At 38.2% G+C, this 22,076-nt stretch carries 24 protein-coding genes; 21 read left to right on the plus strand and 3 right to left on the minus strand.

The genetic code is table 11. The features are described 5' to 3' along the window. The first annotated feature begins 9 nt into the window (after positions 1-9). The 8 genes from D4Z93_RS13670 (at position 10) to D4Z93_RS02285 (ending at position 6,649) form a co-directional block, all read left to right on the plus strand. The gene (locus D4Z93_RS13670) at positions 10-237 is read left to right on the plus strand and encodes an ABC-three component system protein (RefSeq protein ID WP_423243042.1); all 228 of its coding nucleotides are present in this window, start codon (positions 10-12) and stop codon (positions 235-237) included. Further along, the gene (locus D4Z93_RS13630) at positions 237-461 is read left to right on the plus strand and encodes an ABC-three component system middle component 7 (RefSeq protein WP_119970131.1); all 225 of its coding nucleotides are present in this window, start codon (positions 237-239) and stop codon (positions 459-461) included. The genes D4Z93_RS13670 and D4Z93_RS13630 overlap by 1 nt, the downstream gene beginning before the upstream one ends. Continuing rightward, the gene (locus D4Z93_RS02260) at positions 452-2,110 is read left to right on the plus strand and encodes a DUF2326 domain-containing protein (protein ID WP_119970132.1); all 1,659 of its coding nucleotides are present in this window, start codon (positions 452-454) and stop codon (positions 2,108-2,110) included. The genes D4Z93_RS13630 and D4Z93_RS02260 overlap by 10 nt, the downstream gene beginning before the upstream one ends. Then, entirely contained in the window at positions 2,094-2,330 is a 237-nt protein-coding gene (locus tag D4Z93_RS02265; protein WP_119970133.1) for a helix-turn-helix domain-containing protein, read from the plus strand. Before D4Z93_RS02260 ends, D4Z93_RS02265 begins: the two co-directional genes overlap by 17 nt. Beyond that, a complete protein-coding gene (locus D4Z93_RS02270; protein ID WP_119974195.1) occupies positions 2,323-3,828 on the plus strand; it encodes a type I restriction-modification system subunit M in 1,506 nt (501 codons plus the stop codon). Before D4Z93_RS02265 ends, D4Z93_RS02270 begins: the two co-directional genes overlap by 8 nt. Continuing rightward, positions 3,818-4,966: a restriction endonuclease subunit S gene (locus tag D4Z93_RS13430; RefSeq protein ID WP_119970134.1), complete on the plus strand. Its 1,149-nt coding sequence runs from the start codon at positions 3,818-3,820 to the stop codon at positions 4,964-4,966. Before D4Z93_RS02270 ends, D4Z93_RS13430 begins: the two co-directional genes overlap by 11 nt. Before the next feature lie 122 nt (positions 4,967-5,088). Further along, complete coding sequence (xerA, locus tag D4Z93_RS02280; protein WP_119970135.1) at positions 5,089-6,078, plus strand: site-specific tyrosine recombinase/integron integrase; 990 nt, start codon at positions 5,089-5,091, stop codon at positions 6,076-6,078. A gap of 13 nt (positions 6,079-6,091) precedes the next feature. Next, positions 6,092-6,649, plus strand: a complete 558-nt coding sequence (locus D4Z93_RS02285) for a restriction endonuclease subunit S (protein ID WP_119970136.1) — start codon at positions 6,092-6,094, stop codon at positions 6,647-6,649. Here D4Z93_RS02285 and D4Z93_RS02290 read toward each other — a convergent pair. After that, entirely contained in the window at positions 6,646-7,227 is a 582-nt protein-coding gene (locus D4Z93_RS02290; RefSeq protein WP_162920232.1) for a restriction endonuclease subunit S, read from the minus strand. The genes D4Z93_RS02285 and D4Z93_RS02290 overlap by 4 nt on opposite strands. A gap of 107 nt (positions 7,228-7,334) precedes the next feature. Here D4Z93_RS02290 and D4Z93_RS02295 point away from each other — a divergent pair, with 107 nt between their 5' ends. From D4Z93_RS02295 to D4Z93_RS13130, 5 genes are all read left to right on the plus strand, one after another. Continuing rightward, a complete protein-coding gene (locus D4Z93_RS02295) occupies positions 7,335-10,475 on the plus strand; it encodes a type I restriction endonuclease subunit R (protein ID WP_119970138.1) in 3,141 nt (1,046 codons plus the stop codon). 4 nt (positions 10,476-10,479) lie between these two features. Further along, positions 10,480-10,740, plus strand: coding sequence for a DUF262 domain-containing protein (locus D4Z93_RS02300; protein ID WP_119970139.1), 261 nt, complete (start codon positions 10,480-10,482; stop codon positions 10,738-10,740). Further along, entirely contained in the window at positions 10,737-11,594 is an 858-nt protein-coding gene (locus tag D4Z93_RS02305; protein WP_119970140.1) for a GIY-YIG nuclease family protein, read from the plus strand. Before D4Z93_RS02300 ends, D4Z93_RS02305 begins: the two co-directional genes overlap by 4 nt. A 645-nt stretch (positions 11,595-12,239) precedes the next feature. Continuing rightward, positions 12,240-13,142 (plus strand): UPF0236 family transposase-like protein, encoded by a 903-nt coding sequence (locus D4Z93_RS02310; protein ID WP_162920233.1) that lies wholly within the window; start codon positions 12,240-12,242, stop codon positions 13,140-13,142. Positions 13,143-13,147: 5 nt separating this feature from the next. Continuing rightward, entirely contained in the window at positions 13,148-13,285 is a 138-nt protein-coding gene (locus D4Z93_RS13130; RefSeq protein WP_162920234.1) for a hypothetical protein, read from the plus strand. A 17-nt stretch (positions 13,286-13,302) separates the two neighbouring features. On the opposite strand, the gene D4Z93_RS02315 is transcribed toward D4Z93_RS13130, so the two are convergent. Further along, positions 13,303-13,854: a TetR/AcrR family transcriptional regulator gene (locus D4Z93_RS02315; protein ID WP_119970142.1), complete on the minus strand. Its 552-nt coding sequence runs from the start codon at positions 13,852-13,854 to the stop codon at positions 13,303-13,305. A 134-nt stretch (positions 13,855-13,988) separates the two neighbouring features. On the opposite strand from D4Z93_RS02315, the gene D4Z93_RS02320 reads away from it, so the two are divergent. From D4Z93_RS02320 to D4Z93_RS02345, 5 genes are all read left to right on the plus strand, one after another. Beyond that, positions 13,989-14,627 carry an oxygen-binding di-iron domain-containing protein gene (locus tag D4Z93_RS02320; RefSeq protein ID WP_119970143.1) on the plus strand — a complete coding sequence of 213 codons (639 nt, stop codon included), beginning with the start codon at positions 13,989-13,991 and terminating at the stop codon, positions 14,625-14,627. A gap of 576 nt (positions 14,628-15,203) precedes the next feature. Continuing rightward, positions 15,204-15,635 (plus strand): flavodoxin family protein, encoded by a 432-nt coding sequence (locus D4Z93_RS02330; protein ID WP_119970145.1) that lies wholly within the window; start codon positions 15,204-15,206, stop codon positions 15,633-15,635. Positions 15,636-15,960: 325 nt separating this feature from the next. Next, positions 15,961-16,527: a flavodoxin family protein gene (locus tag D4Z93_RS02335; RefSeq protein ID WP_119970146.1), complete on the plus strand. Its 567-nt coding sequence runs from the start codon at positions 15,961-15,963 to the stop codon at positions 16,525-16,527. Positions 16,528-16,940: 413 nt separating this feature from the next. Next, entirely contained in the window at positions 16,941-17,384 is a 444-nt protein-coding gene (locus D4Z93_RS02340; RefSeq protein WP_119970147.1) for a GNAT family N-acetyltransferase, read from the plus strand. A 75-nt stretch (positions 17,385-17,459) separates the two neighbouring features. Beyond that, positions 17,460-17,978, plus strand: coding sequence for a GNAT family N-acetyltransferase (locus tag D4Z93_RS02345; RefSeq protein ID WP_119970148.1), 519 nt, complete (start codon positions 17,460-17,462; stop codon positions 17,976-17,978). Positions 17,979-18,083: 105 nt separating this feature from the next. On the opposite strand, the gene D4Z93_RS02350 is transcribed toward D4Z93_RS02345, so the two are convergent. Continuing rightward, the gene (locus tag D4Z93_RS02350) at positions 18,084-18,662 is read right to left on the minus strand and encodes a TetR/AcrR family transcriptional regulator (protein ID WP_119970149.1); all 579 of its coding nucleotides are present in this window, start codon (positions 18,660-18,662) and stop codon (positions 18,084-18,086) included. A gap of 297 nt (positions 18,663-18,959) precedes the next feature. Here D4Z93_RS02350 and D4Z93_RS02355 point away from each other — a divergent pair, with 297 nt between their 5' ends. The 3 genes from D4Z93_RS02355 to D4Z93_RS02365 all read left to right on the plus strand — a co-directional run bounded on the left by D4Z93_RS02355 (position 18,960) and on the right by D4Z93_RS02365 (position 22,056). Further along, positions 18,960-20,048, plus strand: coding sequence for a hypothetical protein (locus D4Z93_RS02355; protein ID WP_207666744.1), 1,089 nt, complete (start codon positions 18,960-18,962; stop codon positions 20,046-20,048). Between the two features lie 178 nt (positions 20,049-20,226). Then, positions 20,227-21,432 (plus strand): MFS transporter, encoded by a 1,206-nt coding sequence (locus D4Z93_RS02360; RefSeq protein ID WP_119970151.1) that lies wholly within the window; start codon positions 20,227-20,229, stop codon positions 21,430-21,432. Between the two features lie 162 nt (positions 21,433-21,594). After that, the gene (locus D4Z93_RS02365) at positions 21,595-22,056 is read left to right on the plus strand and encodes a GNAT family N-acetyltransferase (RefSeq protein ID WP_119970152.1); all 462 of its coding nucleotides are present in this window, start codon (positions 21,595-21,597) and stop codon (positions 22,054-22,056) included. Positions 22,057-22,076: the final 20 nt, after the last annotated feature.

A 22,076-nucleotide genomic window follows, 5' to 3' on the forward strand; every position in this document is an offset into this window, starting at 1 on the left:
ACATGTTTTCTGAAAATACATGAAATCATGATGAATCTGGACAATCGTAAAGCTATTGATTATGAAAAAGTTCAGGATCAGATGAAGTCAATTTACAGACGCCTTAAAAAGGCGAATAAGAGTAAATTGGAAATTTTCACTGAGATTTCAGATAAGATTCATCGCGTTACGCTTCAGGACGATATCTTCTGCCAGATTGTGGTTTCATACTTTATACAAAGTTACGAGGTGTTTTAATGCAATTACCAAATAAATTATATTCATATGAGAATAGCACCTTAGATTTGATACCAAAGGTGCTGACAGAACTACAATATGGGTCGAAAAAGGTAAAGGATTTATATAGCATAATTAAGCCTTTCCTTGATGATCCTACAGATTTTTTGGTTGTGATGGATTGTCTTTATGCCCTTCGAGCAGTTGAAATTAACAATAATGGGGAGGTCTATAAATGCTTATAGAAATGAGTTCTCCCGTGTTCATAGAGAAAGGAGTTGTAAGACCTCCAATTGTATTTAAAGAAGGACTTAATGTTGTTCTTGGAAGAGAGGATGGTACGAATTCTATAGATAAATCGTCCGTGCTGCTTGCTATCGACTTTGTATTCGGTGGAAACACCTATATTGCAAGTGATGGTGTCAAGCACATCGGTGATCATACTATTTTCTTTACTTTTAAATTTGAAGGAAAAGAATATTACTTTGCCAGAAATACTGCTTCAGCGGAGGAAGTGCAGATTTGCTCAAAAGGCTATAGTCTTACCGGAAAGGTAAAAACTCGTCAGGAATTTGTTGATTGGCTCAAGAAAAAATACCAGATGGATTTTCCGGGGCTGTCATTTCGCTCTACGCTTAGTAGTTTCTTACGTGTATATGGTAAAGATAATACAAATGAACGCAAACCGTTATATGGAATTCCCGGAGACGGTATGCAGAAATCAATAGATCGACTGGTTAAACTCTTTGACCGATACAGGGATATCGAGGACTTCACAAGCAGACTGGAGGAACAAAAGAAAAAGCTATCTGCGTATCGAGAAGCTCGTAAATATCATTTTGTATCAGACCTCGTCGGTGGAAAAGAAAAATACGATGAAAATCTTGCAGAGATTCATTCTCTACAAGTGGAACTTGATATATTGACTTCTGAACGAGTTTCAACCTGTTCAGAAGAAGACATAGAGAAAAATAAACTTAAATCCGATTTGAAGGATAAAAAATTTCGTTTAGAGGAAAGCATAGAATCTAAAAAACGCAGGTTGAATCTGCTTGATATGAGCTTAAGCTATGGCTTATATCCAACAGAGGCTGATCTGTCCGGATTGCAAGAGTTCTTCCCTGATGTGAATTTGAGAAAATTATATGAGGTGGAAGGATACCATAAAAAATTATCCACCATATTGGATGGGCAATTTGCTGCAGAGCATGAAAGCGTGCAACATGAGATAGAGAACCTTCAATCGCAAGTGGAGAGCGTTGAAGTTCAAATTAGAGAACTTGGAATGGTAGGCAATCTATCTAAGGAATTCCTTGATAGACATTCAGAGATTAAAGGGAAAATAGATGCACTCAAGACACAAAACAAAGCATATCTCACATTGACTGATCTTCAAGATGCTCGAAAAAAAGCGGACGATATGCTAAAAGGTGCAATCGAGACAATACTTGCAGACATAGAGCAGGCTATTAACGATAAGATGAAGGAGTATAATGATTCGCTATTTCTTGAACCACACAAGTGTCCGCATCTGCATTTTAATGAATATAACAGTTATCGTTTTGAAACACCGGATGATACCGGAACCGGCTCAAACTACAAAGGAATGGTGATATTTGATCTTGCGGTATTGAACCTAACAGCATTACCCGCAATAACTCATGACTCGCTGATTCTTAAGAACATAAGCGACGGTTCCATCGATGGCATTATGAAGATATACGCCAACAGTAAGAAACAAATTTTTATAGCTTTTGATAAACAGGATGCATATACACCGGAAACAAGGAAGATTGTATCGGATAATAAGATATTGAAACTATCAAATAACCATTGTGAGCTTTATGGTCAGTCATGGAATGTAGAGGAGGCTCAAAATGAAGACAAGTTATAAGAAATTATGGAAGCTGTTAATTGACAGGGATATGACGAAAACTCAGCTGCGAGAAGCCGCTAAGATTAGTTCGTCATCTCTTGCAAAACTTGGCAAGGACGAAAATGTAACCACAAGCGTTCTTGCAAAGATTTGTGATGTACTGAATTGTGATGTCTCCGACATTATGGAGATGATCCCTGATGAAAATACTGAAAGCGAGGATAAAGATAATGGCTGATAAAAATACTGCCAACATTGGTTTTGAAAAACAAATCTGGGATGCGGCTTGTGTACTCTGGGGACATATTCCAGCTGCGGAATATAGGAATGTTATTATAGGACTTATCTTCCTGAGATATATTTCCACTGCCTTTGATAAAAAATATAAACAGCTTGTAGCAGAGGGCGATGGCTTTGAAGATGATCGGGATGCATATCTGGAAGATAATGTATTCTTCGTACCGGCAGAGGCACGTTGGGAAAAGATTGCGGCTGCAGCGCATAAACCGGAAATCGGTACTGCTATCGATGAGGCTATGCGTGCAATCGAAGCTGATAATAAAAAATTGAAAAATGTTCTGCCCAAAAATTATGCAAGCCCGGATCTGGATAAGAGTGTTCTCGGCGATGTTGTCGACCTCTTTACAAATATGGATATGGGCGAAACTGAGGGCAATCGTGATGTGCTCGGCAGAACTTATGAATACTGCATTGCTCAATTCGCAGCCAAAGAAGGTAAAGGTGGTGGAGAATTCTATACACCTTCAAGTGTTCTTAATACACTTGTTGCTGTATTGAAGCCTTATTCTAACTGCCGAGTATATGATCCCTGCTGCGGAAGCGGTGGTATGTTTGTTCAGTCTGCAAAATTTATTCAGGCACATTCCAACAATCGAGATGCAATCTCTATTTATGGTCAAGAGGCAAATTCGGACACGTGGAAGATGGCTATTATGAATCTAACTATTCGGGGGCTTGATGCTGATCTTGGTTCCTATCATGCAGATACATTTACGAATGACCTCCATCCCACATTGAAGGCAGACTTCATTCTTGCAAATCCACCGTTCAATTACAAACCATGGGGACAGGAAAAACTCAAGGATGATGTTCGCTGGAAATATGGACTTCCTCCGGCAAGTAATGCCAACTTTGCATGGATTCAGCATATGATTCATCACCTTGCTCCGAATGGAAAAATCGGACTTGTACTTGCAAATGGTGCACTTTCTTCACAGAGCGGTGGCGAAGGTGAAATAAGGAAGAAAATTATAGAGGATGATTTGGTTGAAGGAATCATTGCGATGCCTACTCAGCTTTTCTATAATGTAACGATTCCTGTCACGCTGTGGTTTATCACAAAGGGTAAAAAGCAAAAGGGTAAGATTGTATTCATTGATGCCCGTAAGATGGGACATATGGTAGACCGTAAGCACAGAGACTTTTCTGATGAAGATATTCAGAAACTTGCAGAAACTTTTGAGGCATTCCAGAATGGAATCTTAAAGGATGAGAAGGGCTTTTGCGCTGTTGCATCCCTGCAGGATATCGAGAAGCAGGACTATATCCTAACACCGGGACGTTATGTTGGAATTGAAGAGCAGGAAGATGACGGCGAGCCGTTTGAAGAAAAGATGACACGTCTGACATCAGAGCTTTCGGAGCTGTTTGAAAAATCTCATGAACTTGAAGGCGAGATAAGAAAGAATCTGGGGGCGATTGGCTATGAAATCTAAGCTTTCAGATATTTGCCATTATGTAATGGGTAAGGTTGATGTCTCCGAACTCGATAATTCAACCTATATCTCAACAGAAAATATGCTTCCAGACAAAGGTGGAGTGACTGAAGCTGCAACGTTGCCCACTATAGCACAAACTCAGATATATGAGCAGGAAGATGTTCTTGTATCGAATATCAGACCGTATTTCAAGAAGATCTGGTTTGCTAATCGGGATGGCGGATGCTCCAATGATGTGCTTGTATTTCGGGTAAATGAAGGAGTGGAACCGGATTTCTTGTACTATGTACTTGCCGACGATAAATTCTTTAATTATTCGATGGCAACTTCAAAAGGCACAAAGATGCCTCGAGGAGACAAAAAAGCACTGATGGAATATGAAGTTCCAGATTTAAATATAGATACACAAAGAAAGGTGGCAAGTCTACTCGGAGATATTGATGAGAAAATCAAAATTAATAATGAGATAAACAAGAATTTAGAGCAGCAAATGGATATTCTTTATGCTAGATTATTTATCCGGAATGCTGATCCAGCATGGACAACAGGAACAATATCAGATCTTGGTGATGTTGTGGGAGGTAGTACACCTTCTAAGAAGGTTGATGCCTACTATACCGACCACGGTATTGCATGGATAACACCAAAAGATCTTTCTCGAGATCATTCAAAATTCTTATCTCATGGAGAAGTCGATATAACAGAACTTGGACTATCCAAAAGCAGTACTGTTATAATGCCTGCAGGTACTGTGCTATTCAGTTCACGCGCACCCATTGGCTATATTGCTATTGCAGCAAATGAATTGTGCACGAATCAAGGCTTTAAATCTGTTATTCCTCATGATGGAATTGGCACAGCTTTCATATATTGCTTCCTTAAGGCTAACCTACAAACTATCGAAAGTATGGCGTCTGGATCGACATTTAAGGAGGTTTCAGGAAGTACGATGAAGTTAGTACCTACTGTTATTCCAGATCAACGAACCATGTCCCAATTCAATGAATTCGCAATGCCTCTGCTTCAACAGCAGCAGAATTTAGAAGCCGAAAACCGTTGTCTTGCCAATCTTAGAGAATCGCTGCTTCCAAAATTGATGTCTGGTGAGATAGATGCATCGAAACTCGCTCTTTAAGCTGCCACATCATATAAATTCTTGTTTAACATACAACCATAACTCTTGCGAGTGGCAGGAGCTAAAACAAGGGACTGCCACTCCGTAGTCATTCTCTACGATTAATTAAAGGAGAAATGACTATGAAACAGAAAATAATTAATGAAGTTATGCAAGGAATGCTCGGTTGCCTCAACAACGCGCAACTCGGACGGTTGCAGGAGGTATTGGAACATGCACTGTTCCATAAGAAAATAATAGAAACGGAGCAGGAAGTAGACACTGAAGTGTCGAATGGACAGCTTTTGGAGTCATTCCTATCGGCAAAGCGAATTGAGGGATGCTCAGAAAAGTCGCTGACATATTATCGGACAACGATTGAGACGATGCTTACTAAAGACGGGAAGAACATTCGTGAGATGACGACCAATGACCTTCGTACATATCTGACCAATTATCAGAAGGAGAAGAATTCCAGCAGGGTTACGGTGGACAATATTCGCCGCATACTTTCGAGTTTTTTTTCGTGGTTGGAGGACGAGGACTATATCCTGAAGAGCCCGGTACGCCGGATTCATAAGGTGAAGGCCGCCTCCACGATAAAAGAAACGTATACGGATGAAGCACTGGAGAAGATGCGCGACAGCTGCGAGAAATCCAGAGATCTGGCACTAATTGATATGCTGGCATCTACCGGAATGCGTGTAGGAGAACTGGTTCTTCTAAACCGTAACGATATAAATTTTGAGGAGCGGGAATGTGTGGTATTTGGTAAAGGCAGTAAGGAACGAATGGTTTATTTTGATGCTCGGACTAAAATTCATCTGCAGAATTATCTGCAAGAACGTATCGATGATAATTCAGCGCTCTTTGTAACACTTCGGGCACCGCACAACAGATTGAAAATCGGTGGTATCGAGAGTAGACTCAGAGAACTCGGACGAATGCTAGAAATCCCAAAGGTACATCCACATAAGTTTCGTAGGACGCTTGCCACGATGGCAATAGATAAAGGAATGCCTATTGAGCAGCTACAACAGCTTCTCGGGCATAAGAGAATAGACACAACGCTTCAGTACGCTATGGTTAAGCAGAGCAATGTGAAGCTGGCACATAGAAAATACATAGGTTAGGAAGGTGCAGTTCATGAACGAATGGAAGACAAAGACTCTCGGTGAAGTCACATCCTACATTGCAAAAGGAATTCCTCCAAAATATGTTGAGGGAGAGAGTGAAGATACAATTAGGGTTTTGAACCAGAAATGTAATCGAGATTTCCGAATTTCTTATGCAGATTCTCGCTTGCATAATAATGCTGTGAAAAAAACTCCGGAAGTAAAGATGCTAATTCCAGGAGATGTATTGATAAATTCCACTGGAACAGGGACAGCCGGAAGGGTTGCTCAGATTTGGAATATTCCGACACCAACAACAATAGACGGTCACATGATTTTAATGCGGCCTACTGATGAGGTGGATGCTTTGTACTATGGTTACGCTATTAAAGCCTACCAGACTGCAATTGAATTATATGCTGAAGGGTCGACTGGACAAACTGAGATTAATAAAATTAGACTAAAAAATGAAACAATTATTAGCTTTCCTGACGACAAGGACGAACAACATAGAATTGGGAGGATGCTTGCTGATTTAGATGAAAAAATACTCGAGAATGAAGCTATAAACAAGAATTTAGCGGCTTAGAGGTTGATGTCAGAAACATCAAGTTCTCCGGACATAAGTTTTGGTAGCAATGAATCACGAATTTGAACAAGATTTTCGTTTTCAAATTCATTAGCTTGGATTGCTTCGGTAAGACTTTTGAATATTGGCAAATAAGTAGCAAATGTTTCCTCATTGTAAATGAACTCAAATTTAGCTAAATCATTCATAACGATATAAGGAATTGCAGAGCCACGAGTTCCGCCCATAATCTTCTTACTAAGTTCTAATTTTACGAACCAATAAAGAGGAAATATGAAATCGGGATTCACATTATCAAGTAAAGTACAAGCGTAAGTTCTTTGGTAAAGGTCAAACTTACCATTATAAAAACGAGTTCGACCAGTATAAGCTCCATTTCCTGATACAATGATTGCATTCCCATCATAAATATAGCTATCAATTTGAAGTGCGTCTGGAGCACAAGTGAAGAATTTGTATTTGCCACCATCAACCGAAGCATTGGCATTCTTTTTGCCGGTAAAAATAGAACAGTATTCATCAAGGGTGACAAACTCGCCCTGAGTTCCTAATTTGGGTGAAAAGAATGTCTGATACAAAGCGTCTGCTTGCTGCTCTAAATTCTTGTTTGAAACGGGGCAATTATGAATAAAAACCACCTCTGATAAGAGGATAACATAAGAAACTATAAAAAGGAGTGAGACTCATGTCAGGATTTTATACGGAAGCGGACTATGAAAATTCTATCATAGAGCTATTTGAAAACATGGGCTATCGTCATGTGTACGCGCCTGATTTAGAGCGTGATTTTCACAGCCCATTATTTGAAGAAGAACTTGAGTCCGCATTACATAGGCTGAATTCCAACGTGCCGGAAGATGCAATAGCGGATGCCTTGTTTAAACTAAAAAATTTTGAAAATGCAGAGCTCGTGCAGAAAAATGCCTTATTTATGGATTATATTCAGCACGGTATTGAAGTGCGTTATTATGTCAAAGGTGAGGAGCGCTCCGGACTGGTCTATCTTGTGGATTACAAAAATCCTGAGAAAAACTCCTTTATCGTAGCAAATCAGTGGACATTTATTGAGAATAGCAATAAGCGTCCGGATGTTATTCTTTTTTTGAACGGCGTACCAGTTGTTTTGATTGAACTTAAATCTCCTTCACGAGAAGAAACCGATGCTTCCGAGGGCTATTTGCAGATCAGAAATTATATGCAGGAAATACCTTCGATGTTTATTTACAACTGCGTCTGTGTAATCAGTGATCATTTAACAAGTAAAGCAGGAACCATCACATCCGGTGAAGATCGCTTTATGGAATGGAAAACAAAGGATGGCAGTTACGAGAACACGCAGTATGCTCAGTTTGATACTTTCTTTGAGGGAATGTTTACTCAGGAGAGGATTCTCGACATTATTAAGAATTTCATATGCTTCTCAAATGAAGGATTGAAGCGGTTCAAGATATTAGCAGGATACCATCAGTATTTTGCCGTTAACAAAGCAATAGAATCTACAAAACATGCTACCGTTACAGATGGTAAGGGTGGTGTTTTTTGGCACACACAAGGCAGTGGAAAATCCCTATCAATGGTATTTTATGCGCATTTGCTTCAGGATGCATTAAACAGCCCGACTATTGTTGTTATCACAGATAGAAATGATCTTGACGACCAGCTTTACGGGCAGTTTGCCAAGTGTAAGGATTTCTTGCGTCAGGATCCGATGCATGCTAAGAGTCGCGAAAATCTGAAAGATTTGCTCGATGGTAGACAGGCAAACGGCATCATATTTACAACAATGCAGAAATTCGAGGAATCCTCTGAAGCACTGTCTGAGCGTAGAAACATTGTGGTAATGGCAGATGAAGCGCATCGCAGCCAGTATGGACTTAAGGAAAAAGTTGATGCTAAGACAGGTGAAATCAAAATCGGGTCGGCTCGTGTTATAAGGGATAGTCTTCCAAGTGCTACATATATCGGATTTACCGGAACACCTATTGCTGCTAAGGATAGAAATACCCGAGAAGTATTCGGTGATTATATTGATATCTATGATATGACCCAGGCCGTAGAAGATGGAGCAACCAGACCTGTTTATTATGAAAGTCGTGTTATCAAGCTAAAATTCGATGAAGCTACGCTGCACATGATCGATCAGGAATATGACACCATGGCGAATAATGCTGATCCTGAGGTTGTTGAGAAGAGCAAGAAAGAACTCGGACAGATGGAAGCAGTTCTAGGAAATGATGCAACAATAGATTCACTTGTAAGCGATATTATTGATCATTATGAGAATTACCGTGCTGACCTCCTGACGGGTAAAGCAATGGTAGTAGCTTATTCTCGCGCTATTGCCATGAAAATGTATAACCGATTCTTGGAGCTGAGACCTGGTTGGAAAGAAAAAGTCAAAGTTGTAATGACAGAGAGCAACAAGGATCCGGAGGAATGGCGTGCAGTTATCGGCAATAAACGTCGCCGTGATGAACTTGCTAAAGAGTTCAAAGATAATAATAGCGAGATGAAGATTGCTATTGTTGTAGATATGTGGCTGACCGGTTTTGATGTACCCTCTCTCGCAACAATGTATGTTTACAAACCGATGCAAGGCTATAACCTGATGCAGGCTATTGCACGCGTTAACCGTGTCTTCCGTGATAAGGAAGGTGGTCTGATTGTAGATTATGTTGGTATTGCTTCTGCACTGAAGCAGGCAATGAATGATTACACTGTGCGTGATAAGAAGAACTATGGGGATACAGATGTTGCAAAGGTGGCATATCCAAAATTCCTCGAAAAGCTTTCTATCTGCAGGGATCTATTCCACGTATACAATTACTCCAAATTTACGAACGGAACTGATCTTGAAAGATCAAAGGCTATTACCGGAGCGGTTAACTTTATCGTTGCTACAGACAAAGAACGTGAAAGAGAAGACTTCATCAAGGAAGCCTTGCTGTTACGTCAGGCACTTTCATTGTGTTCTTCTATGGTGGAACGTGATTTGAGAGTCGAAGCGGCTTTCTTCGAATCAACCCGTGTATTTGTTATGCATCTGATAAACAAGGGTGAGGGAAAGAAAATCTCTCTTCCTGAAATGAATGCACACATCAATGAACTTTTGAAATCCAGTATTAAGAGTGACGGTGTTATTAATCTGTTCTCTGATGTGAAGCAGGAGTTTTCGCTTTTCGATCCGAAGTTCCTTGAGGAAATTTCAAAAATGAAAGAAAAGAACCTCGCAGTTGAACTCTTGAAAAAGTTGATTGCTGAGCAGGTACAGATATACAGACGCACGAATGTTGTTAAGTCTGAAAAATTTAGTGAGATTATTCAGGGAGTTATGAATCGTTATCTTAACGGGATGCTCTCGAATGAAGAAGTCATTGATGAACTGCTTAAGATGGCAAAGCAGATACGCGATGCTAGAGACGCAGGAGATGAGTTGGGGCTTTCCGAGGAGGAACTTGCCTTTTATGATGCATTGACTAAACCACAGGCAATTAAGGACTTCTATGAAAATGATGAGCTCATAGCGATTACGAAAGAGCTAACAGAGGCGCTACGAAAGAACCGTTCTATTGACTGGCAGAAGCGTGAGTCTGCAAGAGCAAAAATGCGAATGATGATTAAGCGACTTTTAAGAAAACATAAATATCCGCCAGAAGGTATGGACGATGCAGTTCAGACTGTAATGTTTCAATGCGAGCTATGGACTGATAATAATGATATGGATAGGCGTGTTGTGAGCTATGCCGAGACGCTGAAGAAGAATGACCAGGATTTGACGATGGTAGCGGAAGATTCTGTCCCATACGGAATTAAGAAGGAGGACTGAAGATATGGATGTGACAAAGGGTAACATCTACGATATCTTGAATGGTAATAGGTGGTTTTTGATCCCGGGATATCAAAAATATTACAGTCTGGAAATTGAACAGTGTAGCCGCCTTTGGAAGAGCATCGTAGAAATGCGGAAGAAGGCTGAGATTGGATATTTTGTAGGTTCAATTGTAAATATCGTAGTGCCTGCAGGGGTTCAAGAATATATGATTATAGATGGACAGCAGAGGCTTATGGCATTGAGGAGGTGCGTAATGTGACCTATGGTAAATCAATCGAACTATTTCTTGTAAATGGTACTGCGGACAGCATCATTACCGCTGAACTCTCTAATTGGAACGGTAAAGCCATAAAGATACCAAGGATAGAGCTTTCATCATGTGCTCGGGATGATATAATACAAGCTGGAATCTATTTTTTGTTCTGTAAGGAAGATGATGGAAGAGATTCCGTTTATATTGGCGAATCCGAGAACGTGAAGGATCGACTTATACAGCACCTTCGGGATTATCAATCAGAAAAAGAAAAATACTACTGGAATACAGCCGTAATATTCACGGGTAGGGATCTTAATAAGGCTCTTATACGCTATCTGGAGAATCGTTTTGTAGAAATAGCAAAAAATAGCAAACGTTATACCATTCTCACAAAGAACACCTATCAGAACACGGTTATGAAAGAATCCCAAAAGGCCATGATGGAAGAATTTATCGATAATGTGAGGATTCTGATAAATGTGCTTGGATTTAAGGTCTTGGAGCCAGTGCTGCAGAAAGATTCTGTTGGTTCAGCTTCAGATGAGGAACTTCTCTACATTTCGACTGGAAGAGCAAACGCTACTGGTAAAACGACAACAGAGGGCTTTGTAGTTTTACAGGGTGCGACGGTTAATGGGAAAGTATCAGAGAAGTTAAACGTGGGCATAGTCAAGCTTCGCAAGAAAATGGTTGGCAATGGTAAAATAAATGATCTGATTACGACAGAAGATCTCTTATTTTCCAGCTCGTCGGCGGCCGCAGATTTTGTTCTTGGCTACAGCGCGAGTGGTCCGAGGACATGGAAAGCAAAGGATGGTCGCTCTCTTAAAGATATCGAAAGCAGAAAGACAGAATGACAAGAGAAGAATTCAAGCAGAAAATTATATACTAACCGTATTTATCGGGATCTGTTAGACACTCTCTAGGTTGAGACGATAACATTTCAGACTTGTTTCCTCAAAGCGTAGTTTTGAGACATTCTCGGAGATTCAGGTCGTCTGCGTTTAGTAGATAAGACGGGCTCTATGACCTGTTTTCACGAACAGGCGAGGTTATAAAGGCAGCCGATTTGGGTGTATTTTTACTTTGGATATATTCCTGCGAACAAACAGACCTAAAAAACAGAGGTCCATGGAAACAGATCAATACCCAGACATTCATCAGCACGTATCGAGCCACATGGAGTGTGTAGTTAAGCTTAAAAGGAAAGACAGTTAGAGATATTGTTATAGCTGGGATTAGAAAATGGTAAAAACTGTGTATGTTTGGTGATACGGGAGTAGGAAACAGGAAGAAATGTTAAATTAGGTATATAGAAAAACAATCAACCAATTATGTTAGTTGATTGTTTTTCTATATACTTAGAGTATAATTTTAGTAAGCAAAGATAGTATTGATTACTATTTAGAGAAATTAAAAAGGAGATACAAAAAGTATCTCCCTTGTACATAAAAATCCATTATAATATAAGTTGACAAGACTATATAGAAATGGGTGAGATTATGTACATTCTAAGTTTAAATGATAAAGAGATAACTTTCAATAACTTAGAGAAAAAAATATATAAATATGTGTGTGACGCGGCATGTAACTTTTTAAAAGAGGTGCTTTCGCACCTGGACCGGGGGTTAATGGATGAAAGAGATACTAAAATATATAGAAATAAAGGATTAAAGTCTACATGTATAAAAATTATTATGGGAAATATTGAATTTGAAAGACGTTTATACGAGTTTAAAACAGAAGATGGGAAAAAGGCATATAAATTTTTATTGGATGAGTACCTGCAAATGGACACTATAGGCCATATTTCAAGTACTTTAGTAGAAAAAATAGTCAATAATGTGACAAATGTATCTTATAGAAATACTGCCAGTAATATCGAAGAACTAACAAACCAAAGAATCAACCATACGGCAGTATGGGACGTAGTACAAAAGTTAGGTTCTAAAATAGAGGAAAAAGAAGAAAGAAAAATATTATTAAATAAAAAAGGAAAGTTAAATGGGTCAAAGGAGGTTAATGTTTTATTTCAAGAACAGGATGGAATATGGTTAAATATACAGGGAAAAGATAAACCCGGGAAAGGCAAATCAAAAAAGAAGGAACTTAAACTTCGAATAACTTATGAAGGATGGAAAAAAAGAAATGGCAGTAAAGACGCCTATGTAGTTGAAAACAAAATAGCATGTGCCAGTTTTAGTACCGGTAAAAAATTTAAGAAACTAAGTGATGCTACTATTGCAGAAGTGTATAATACAGATGAAATAAAAGTAAGAATTTTAAACGGAGATGGGACATCATGGATAAAGCAAGGTATAGAAGATGAAGGAGTATATTTTCAATTAGATCCATTTCATAAAAGCCAGGCTGTATTAAGAAATATTCAAGATAAAAAGGAGTAGGATATATGAGTAAATTTAGAATTGTTCGTTTGTGTGAAAAATTTGAGTTAAAAGAAACAATGACAAAATGGTTCTGCGAGAAATGGCATGTCCCGATTGATGCTTATTTAGAAAGTATGGATATGCGCCTGGAGGAAGTATGATATGTGCCCAATAACTGCTAATCAGTTGAAACGTTCAGCATGGTTAGAGATTCTTCCGTCTTAAACGACTGTGCGATTTTTGACATTTGTTCCGGAGTTTCTTTCATGCCGCGGGAAAACCACAAAATGCAGTTGTTATAAATGCCGCCGATGGTATAGGAGATTTCATACTGTTTTTCAACTGTTGCGTTCTTCGTAAATTCATCAAAAAGGAATCGTTTGGACAGCACATTGAGGAGCAGATAGGACTGCCCTGTTCGGTGGATGAGCAACAGATTATCCTTATGCAGATAAATGGTGCGAAAAATTGTCAGGATATACTGCGTGAAATCAGTACTACCGGATTTTTGATAGACATCCAGAAACTCCTGCATAATAGAATCCAAATATTTTGAGATGATCTCTTCTTTTGAAGAAAAGTGGCGGTAGTAGGTCGTTCGGTCTACACCGGCCCTTTCTGTGATCCCGGCTATCGTGATTTTAGCATATGGTTCACTCCTCATCAGTATCAAAAGTGCCTGTGTAATATAAGACGCAATGCGTTCTCCAGTCAAGTTTTTTCTTCTCATAAAGCAACAATTCTCCTTATGTGTTGCAGATAAGACGCTCCTTATTGAAAAACGGGATAATCTCTGCTATTATAACAACGAATGTTGCTTTCATATTATTAAAAAAACAAGGTATTGTCAAGGAGGAATTAATCATGAAGAAGATCACAGACAAGCTTTATCAGTTTTCTATTTATATACCGCCGATGGATTTTACGATTCATCAGTATTTGCTGGATACCGATCCGGCAATCCTTTTTGCAACTGGAACTGCGCAGCAGGCGCAATCAACGCTGTCTGATATTAAAAAGGTGCTCGGAGATAAACTTCTTAAGTATATCTTTATCTCTCACGTGGAATCCGACGAGTGCGGCGGGATTTCGGTTTTAAAAAAAGCATATCCTGACATAACCGTCATCTGCGGGGAGCTTGCGGCGAGGGAACTTCCAGGGTACGGATATACGGGAAAGATACAGATGAAAAAGGGCGGAGAAACACTTACAGACGGCTATCTGAAACTGAAGTTCGTGGATTATCCTTCGGAGGTTCATCTGCAGAATGGCATCCTGTGTCTTGAAGAGAACAGCGGAATATTCTATTCTGCAGACATCGCTTTGCGTTTTGGCAATGGCGTCGGAAAAATAATCAAGGGAAGTTGGAGCGATGAAGTGAACGCGATAGACGCCGAAAGGGTTCCGAATGAGAAAGCATGTGAAAAGTTGAAGGAGGATCTCGAAGCAATTTCCCCGAACCTGATTGCGGTTGGGCATGGCTTCTGCATTGACTGCAGGTAAGAAAGACATAGCTCCAGCAGTGTATGTTCCGGACAGATTCAAGAATTGTATGACACGGTCATATCCTCATCTTGCTATTGCCTGGTTAATGATTTCCGCGAATAGTTTATTGCCGGTATGATTTGGATATACGCTATCTCTGAACCAATCGGGATGATCTATGATAGCGCATTGTACAGACCCTATCACTGGGAGGCCCATTTGCAGTTCCACATCCAAAATGATGTTTCTAATCTCACCGGAAACCACTTTTGGATTGATATCATATACAGCTAACTCACTATCTTCCTTTAGAAATGCTGCCGACGGCGTCATTAAATAAATGTCGGGATTACTGGGAAGGTTTTGGTATTTTGGGATCAGAATTGCTTGAAAAAAACATGAAACCAGTATAAAACTAATTAATGCACAGCCCCTAACAGTACCAGAATTATAATGAAATATCATTATCCTCTCAAACTCTATTTTAGTAGTGTATATGCTATAAATGTATGTACTTGTTTCAATGACATCCATAGAATATAATATATTTGTAAATAAGTCAATGACTTTAATGTTCAGGAGACGAATGAAACTATGAAAATCATGGTTATAACCGGAAGCCCACATAAAGAAGGGACTACAAATCTTCTTGTGGAGCAATTTATAAAAGGTGCTGTCGAGGCTGGACATGAAGTTTTTCGTTTTGACAGTGCATTTGCCAGGATTAATACCTGTATTGGCTGTGACAGATGCTTGACCGGGAAAAATGACTGCGTATTCAAGGATGATATGTTTACTGTATTTCCAAAAGTGATTGAAGCTGATTTAATTGCTTTTGTAACGCCGCTTTATTACCATAGCTATTCAGCACAACTGAAAACTGTCATAGACCGTTTTCATGGAATAGATGATCTAATTCGGGGTACGGGAAAGAAAGCTGTTTTACTTGCTGTTGGAGCGAACCCTCATACATGGATAATGTGGACGGACTTACAGCAACATACCATACAGAATTGCGCTATTTAGGATGGGAAGATTGTGGAATGTTGCTGGCAACTGGATAAGAGAAAATAATATTCAGCACCCTTGCGGTACATTGGGATTTGGATGTATTATCTCCAAACGATTTCAGATCTATTTATCCTGGGAAGCCATATGTAGACATAAATAATTTTTTTGCAGCTGTTGGGGACCTGACCTTACAGAATGTCGGCAATCTCTTGAACCACATTTCAGCGGAGACGGAAATTGTCGGTTTGAGTATTGCGGAACATCTGCCCTGGGATGCAATGAACCTGCGGAAAACGTTTGCGTCCATTCCGATATTTCAGCATTGATTGGGGGTAATAAATTGAAAACAGTAATCGTCTGGTCAAGCCCGAATCAAAAGGGGTTGACTGGTACAGCAAAGGAACAATTCTTATCTGGCTTGAAAATAGCAGACACAGATTATTTGGAAATTCATCTGAATAAAATGAAGATAGAACACTGCCGGTCGTGCGGAAATGGATGGGGGCTTTGTGCCTCGAAAGGTCAGTGTGTTATCAAAGACGATTTTTCGGACATCTATCAAGAACTGATAAATGCAGACGGAATTGTTTTTGTTTCCGCTGTATATTGGCATGACATGACCGAACACATGAAAGCTCTAATTGACCGACTCCGCAGATGTGAAACTGCTCATAATCATTTTTTGTCAGGGAAACGCTGCTTCTTGATTGCGTGTGCAGGCGGAACCGGATTAGGAGCGGTTGAATGTCTGCACAACATGGAAGAGAGCATAAAACACATGGATATGAGGGCGTATGACCGTATCCCCGTTACCCGTTTCAACAAAGACTATATTCTTCCTGCTTTACAACGAGCAGGCGAACTATATGGTGTCAGGCTCAAAGAAGGATTTGATATGCAGTATTAACAGACAGAAACTGTTGAAGCGCAAGGAGCGGCTTTTTATTTGTGGAATGCTCTTGACACTTTGCCGGAGATCCAGAATTGCCGTGTAGATTATCATCTCATTCTCGAAAAAACTTACAGGGAGATCACTCTGGAGGAAAGCATGGATAAAAGTGCCATCCAGTACATGAAAAAGTATTTGCAGGAAAATTTGTGATTAGATTCTCGAAAGACTTTACTATAGCCTGATAAAAAGGTTTATGCTAGAAAAGCCTGGATTAAACAGTTAAAATATATATTAATTTAAAGGAAACTATTATAATTTGCAGAATAATGTAATGTATATTAGGTACAATTTATAATACAATTACCATGTGTCTATAACAGCAAATTGAAAAGATTGAAGACGGATACAAAATATTAGGGGGAAAAGAGATGGATATCGTATATAAGAAAATCAGTGAGGATATGCTGGATGAAATTATAGAATTATTTATAGAAACTTTCAATTCAGAACCCTGGAATGACAATTGGACGATTCAGACATCTTTTAAAAGATTACATCCTATTGTTCTCACGGAAGAATTTCTTGGACTAAGTGCATATCAGGACAATAGAATATGTGGTTTTGTTATGGGATTTTTTGAACAATATTGTGATGAAAAAGAGTTTTTAATCAAAGAATTTGCCATTAAAAATACAGATAGAGGTCGGGGATTTGGTTCTCAGTTACTTATGGAATTTGAGAGAAGATTAAGAGAAAAAGGTGTAAAAAAAATAACGCTGCTTACGTTAAAAGGAAATTTGACAGAACATTTTTATGAAAAGAATGGTTTTAAAACCAATCCCAAAATGGCATTTATGGATAAAGTCATTTAGATCATAATCATGAAGCTGACAAATTCAAATTTAAGGCTAGTAATATAAATAATAAATTTGTAGAGGAGAATAATAATGATTAGAGTTGCTAAGGCAGATGATATTTTGGAAATAGAAAATATATATAATGAAATATTGGATTATGAAGAACAAACAGTGTCTTATACTAACTGGCAAAAAGGACTTTATCCGACAGCTGATTATGCTAAAAATGCTATTGATAATAATACAATGTTTGTTGGAGAAAATGAAAAAGGAATATATGGCTGTGTAGTACTTAACAGTATTCAACCTAAAGAGTATGATAACATTTCATGGATTACAAAGGCAAAGCCAGGCGAAGTCATGGTCATTCACACTTTGTGTATTAGGCCTTCTGAAAGAGGTAAAGGTAAAGCAAGAATGATAATGGAATTTAGTGAGAAACATGCCAAAGAGCAAGGATATAAAGTTATTAGGCTTGATACCTATGAAGGTAATACTCCAGCTGGAACTCTATATCCTAAGCTTGGATACCTTTATGCAGGTACGACAAAATTTCATTTTCAAAATGTAATATGGGAGAATTTAAAGTGTTTTGAAAAATCATTATAGCGTCAAGTTCTACTTTAAAGTCGGGTATGTGACATGAATGTAAAGTTAGAAAGGATAAATGCAGCTGATTCTCTAAAAGATTCAAATCATGCTATTTATACTTATTTATTCCTTACTGATTTCGTACCTATCTAACTTTTCAATCACATTCTCCATTAACATAGCTACGACAGTTTTGGAAATCTCTAATGGAGATTCTTTTGCACCATCTTCCAACCATTGAATCAGTACATTGAGGATTGCTCCGGTCATAAAATATAACAGGTAACGGTCAATGGAACGATAGGACATTCCACCCATCATTTCTTCACCGTATTTATTAAAAATGTCCTGAATCATGCTGCCAAAACCATTGTGATATAAAGCCAGCAGATAGGATTTATTTTTAAGACCACAGGTAAAGGAATGGTTAAAAGCTGTAATCAGATTTTCTTTCAGATATATGCTGTTGCTGTCAGCATAGGGGGTGACTGAGCGGAGTTCATCATGCAGCGATTCTATATATAATTCAATGATTTCCTCAATTGTTTTAAAATTACGATAATAGGTGGATCTGGCAACGCCAGCTTCCTTGATAATATCGGAAACTGTAATTTCCGAGAAACCTTTCTTTTTCAAAAGAGTAAATAATGCTTCTATGGTTTCACGTTTTACTCGTTTATTTTCCATGGTTCCGCGATACATATTAACATCTCCTTCTTATACATGATTTATTACATCCATATAAGTGCTAAGAATTTTATAATTAAGATTAAAGGCAAAATTTCAAAAAGGTACATTTTAGGATAATATTACATGAGATAAAGTGTAGCATAAAAACATTAAAATATCAATGAAAATGCTTTTGAAAGGACATTTGTGGGTAAATTGTCCCGGTAAATATTATTGAAGCAAATAAAGCCTAATGGTATATTTTAATTAAACAAAGCAAATTATATATTGTGAAAGGAACAGGTGACTATTATGATGAAAGCAAGAATTATGGATCGCCCGGAGGATTTCAAAAAGTTAGGAATTAGACCAAATGAAGTGGAACTATGGGAGGAAAGCCGTCGTATGCCGGAGGGTACTCCAAATGCAAATGAAGTTTGGTATTTTGATGCAAATTTTAAGGACGAAAGTAAGGTTATTGTAGCATTCAGACCAATTGATGTACGTGCAGCTATATCAGGAGGACAGTCTGAAGCAAAGGATGGACCAAATTCAAATATTATGATTACGCCACCTGATGGCCGTGAACTTGGTGATTTTCACTTCTTTAAGGAAGGAATAACCGCAACATCAGGCGGTTGCAATTTAAAATATGGAAAAGATTATGCAAAAGGTGATTTTAAATCCTATGATGTTTACTTTGAGCCTACCAATGGCATAGGTGCAGAGCTTCATTATGAGGCATTGGTAGAACCATTCCGCCAGGGAACGGGCATTGTAGCTTTTGGAGAGAATGATGAGATTATCCATACGGATTTATCCGTTCCGAAAAACCGTGTCACAGGACGAATTTTTTATGATGGCGCATGGCATGAGATATCTGGCGTAGGATATCATGATCATCAATGGATGAATACAAATCCAATGGCAATCTATCATCACTGGCTCTGGGGACGTATGTACACAGATGAATTTACTGTTTATATTTATGATTTTGTTGCATCAAAACAGTATGGATATAAACGTTTGCCAATGTTTGGGCTCATGAATAAAGAGGGCAGAATTATTTTCAAAACGGACGGAAATATGCAGATAGAAACCAGATTACAATATAACGAAGTCATGAAACGAGATTTTCCTAAAACAAGCTGCTATACCTTTGAAAATGCTGATGGTTCAAAGGCTGTTTTTGAAGTGACATGGGAACAGGAAATAGAGAAACGTAATACCTATGAAGCAAGTGGCGAGAAAGGCAAGGCACACTTTGATGTAATTGGTATTGCTCCTGTATATATGAGATATTTTGCTAAGGGCGGAGTTACCTTCACAGATGTAAATGGCGACACAACAAGAAGCAGCGGTGATATGATCTATGAGTACAGCTATATGGGAAAACCGGATCCCAATGCAGGAGTTTAAAGATTGATTGAAAAATGGGAAGCATTTAGAGTGTAAAAACCTTTAAATGCTTCTTTTTTTAATAAAAATGATAAAAGTATGATAATATTAACTCATAGGATTATCATATGAATTTGCAGAAGCAGTGTGATAATTTATCTAATGATGAAAATAAACTGTAATTGACTAGGAGGAGTTTATGAATTACATTCAAAAAGGTACAAAGGAATTTCGTATGGCTAGTATTGCCTTATTTGCGGGAGGCTTTAATACTTTTGCCATCTTATATAGCACACAACCTTTAATGCCGTATCTAGCGAAAGAATTTGCTATTTCGCCAACTGTGGCTAGTTTATCATTATCGGTGACAACTTGTGTTTTAGCAGTAAGCATGTTGATTTTTGGCTCATTATCAGAAGTACTGGGACGGAAACCAATAATGTCATTTGCCATATTTACATCATCAATTCTGGCGGTGTTAACTGCATTTGTTCCTAATTTTTATAGTTTACTTATACTGAGAGGCTTACAGGGTTTTGTTTTGGCAGGATTACCGGCAATTGCTATGGCTTATATAAGCGAGGAAATTGATAAGGCAAGCCTGGGTATGGTTATGGGATTGTACATCAGTGGAAATTCTATTGGTGGAATGAGCGGGCGTATTATTATTGGAGTTATTACTGGTTTCTTTAATTGGAGAATTGCATTAGCCTGTGTAGGGGTTTTGGGACTTTTAGCCAGTGTTATATTTTGGATCAAGCTACCGGCATCCAAACATTTTAGGCCACGTTCTTTTGAAATAAATGAATTACTAAAATCTATGGGCAGTCATCTGAAGAATCCTGATTTGATTTGCTTATATTGTATTGGTTTTTTGATTATGGGAAGTTTTGTTGCTTTGTATAACTTTATTGGTTTTCAGCTAGTTGAACCTCCATATAGCCTTAGTTCAGCTTTAGTTAGTTTTATTTTTGTTATTTATGTTGTCGGAACATTTAGCTCTACTTTTATGGGACATCTGGCAGATAATCATGGGGAATATAAAGTTCTTTGTACTGCGCTTTTAACAATGTTTGTTGGGATAATTATAACATTGAATATGAAACTGGTATTAAAAATTATTGGCATTGCCCTTTTGACGTTTGGTTTCTTTGGATGTCATTCGATTATTAGCAGTTGGATTGGTAAAATAGCAACGCACGATAAGGCACAAGCTTCATCGTTATACTTGCTGTTTTATTATGTAGGCTCTAGTGTTGGAGGAACTGCAGGTGGAACCTTCTGGTCGTCTTATGGATGGCATGGAGTTGTTGCCATGATTGTATGCTTTTTAGTATTAGCTTTCTTTATCTCGATTCGACTGTCATCAATTACAAGAGTTGTTAATATACAAAATCACAGATAAGTATAAAGGAAATTTAACAGAACATTTTTATGAAAAGAATGTTTTTAAGACCAGTCCTAAAATGGCATTTATGGATAAAATCATTTAAATCATAATCACGAAGCTGACAAATTCAAATTTAAGGCTGGGTAATATAAATAATAAATTTGTAGAGGTGATTTTATGTTGTATAGAAAAAGTACTTTAGAGGATTGTAGAATCGTCTATGATCTAATATGTGACATGGAAAATAAGAAACTTCCATATGATAAGTTTGAAAAAATCTATCATAATCAAAATAATGATGATCATTATTACTGCCTTGTTTGTAAACAGGATGGCATGGTAATTGGCGTTTTGAATATGCGATTTGAAGAACAACTGCATCATGCAGAGAGAATAGCTGAAATTCTTGAATTTGCAGTTGATACTACACATCGAAACATGGGGATTGGAAAAGAAATGATTTCTAAGAGTTGTAAGATTGCAAAAGATAAAGGTTGTTCACAAATCGAAGTGGCCTGTAATCAACTGCGCAAAGATACACATCGTTTCTATATTAGAGAAGGTATGCATAATTTCCATTTCAAATTTTCAACGCAGTTAATTAATAATGATGGGCCAGAGAATATTTTAGGTAGATAATAACAAAGGATTTATAAACA

This window comes from Clostridium fermenticellae (assembly GCF_003600355.1).
Lineage (GTDB): Bacteria > Bacillota > Clostridia > Clostridiales > Clostridiaceae > Clostridium_AV > Clostridium_AV fermenticellae.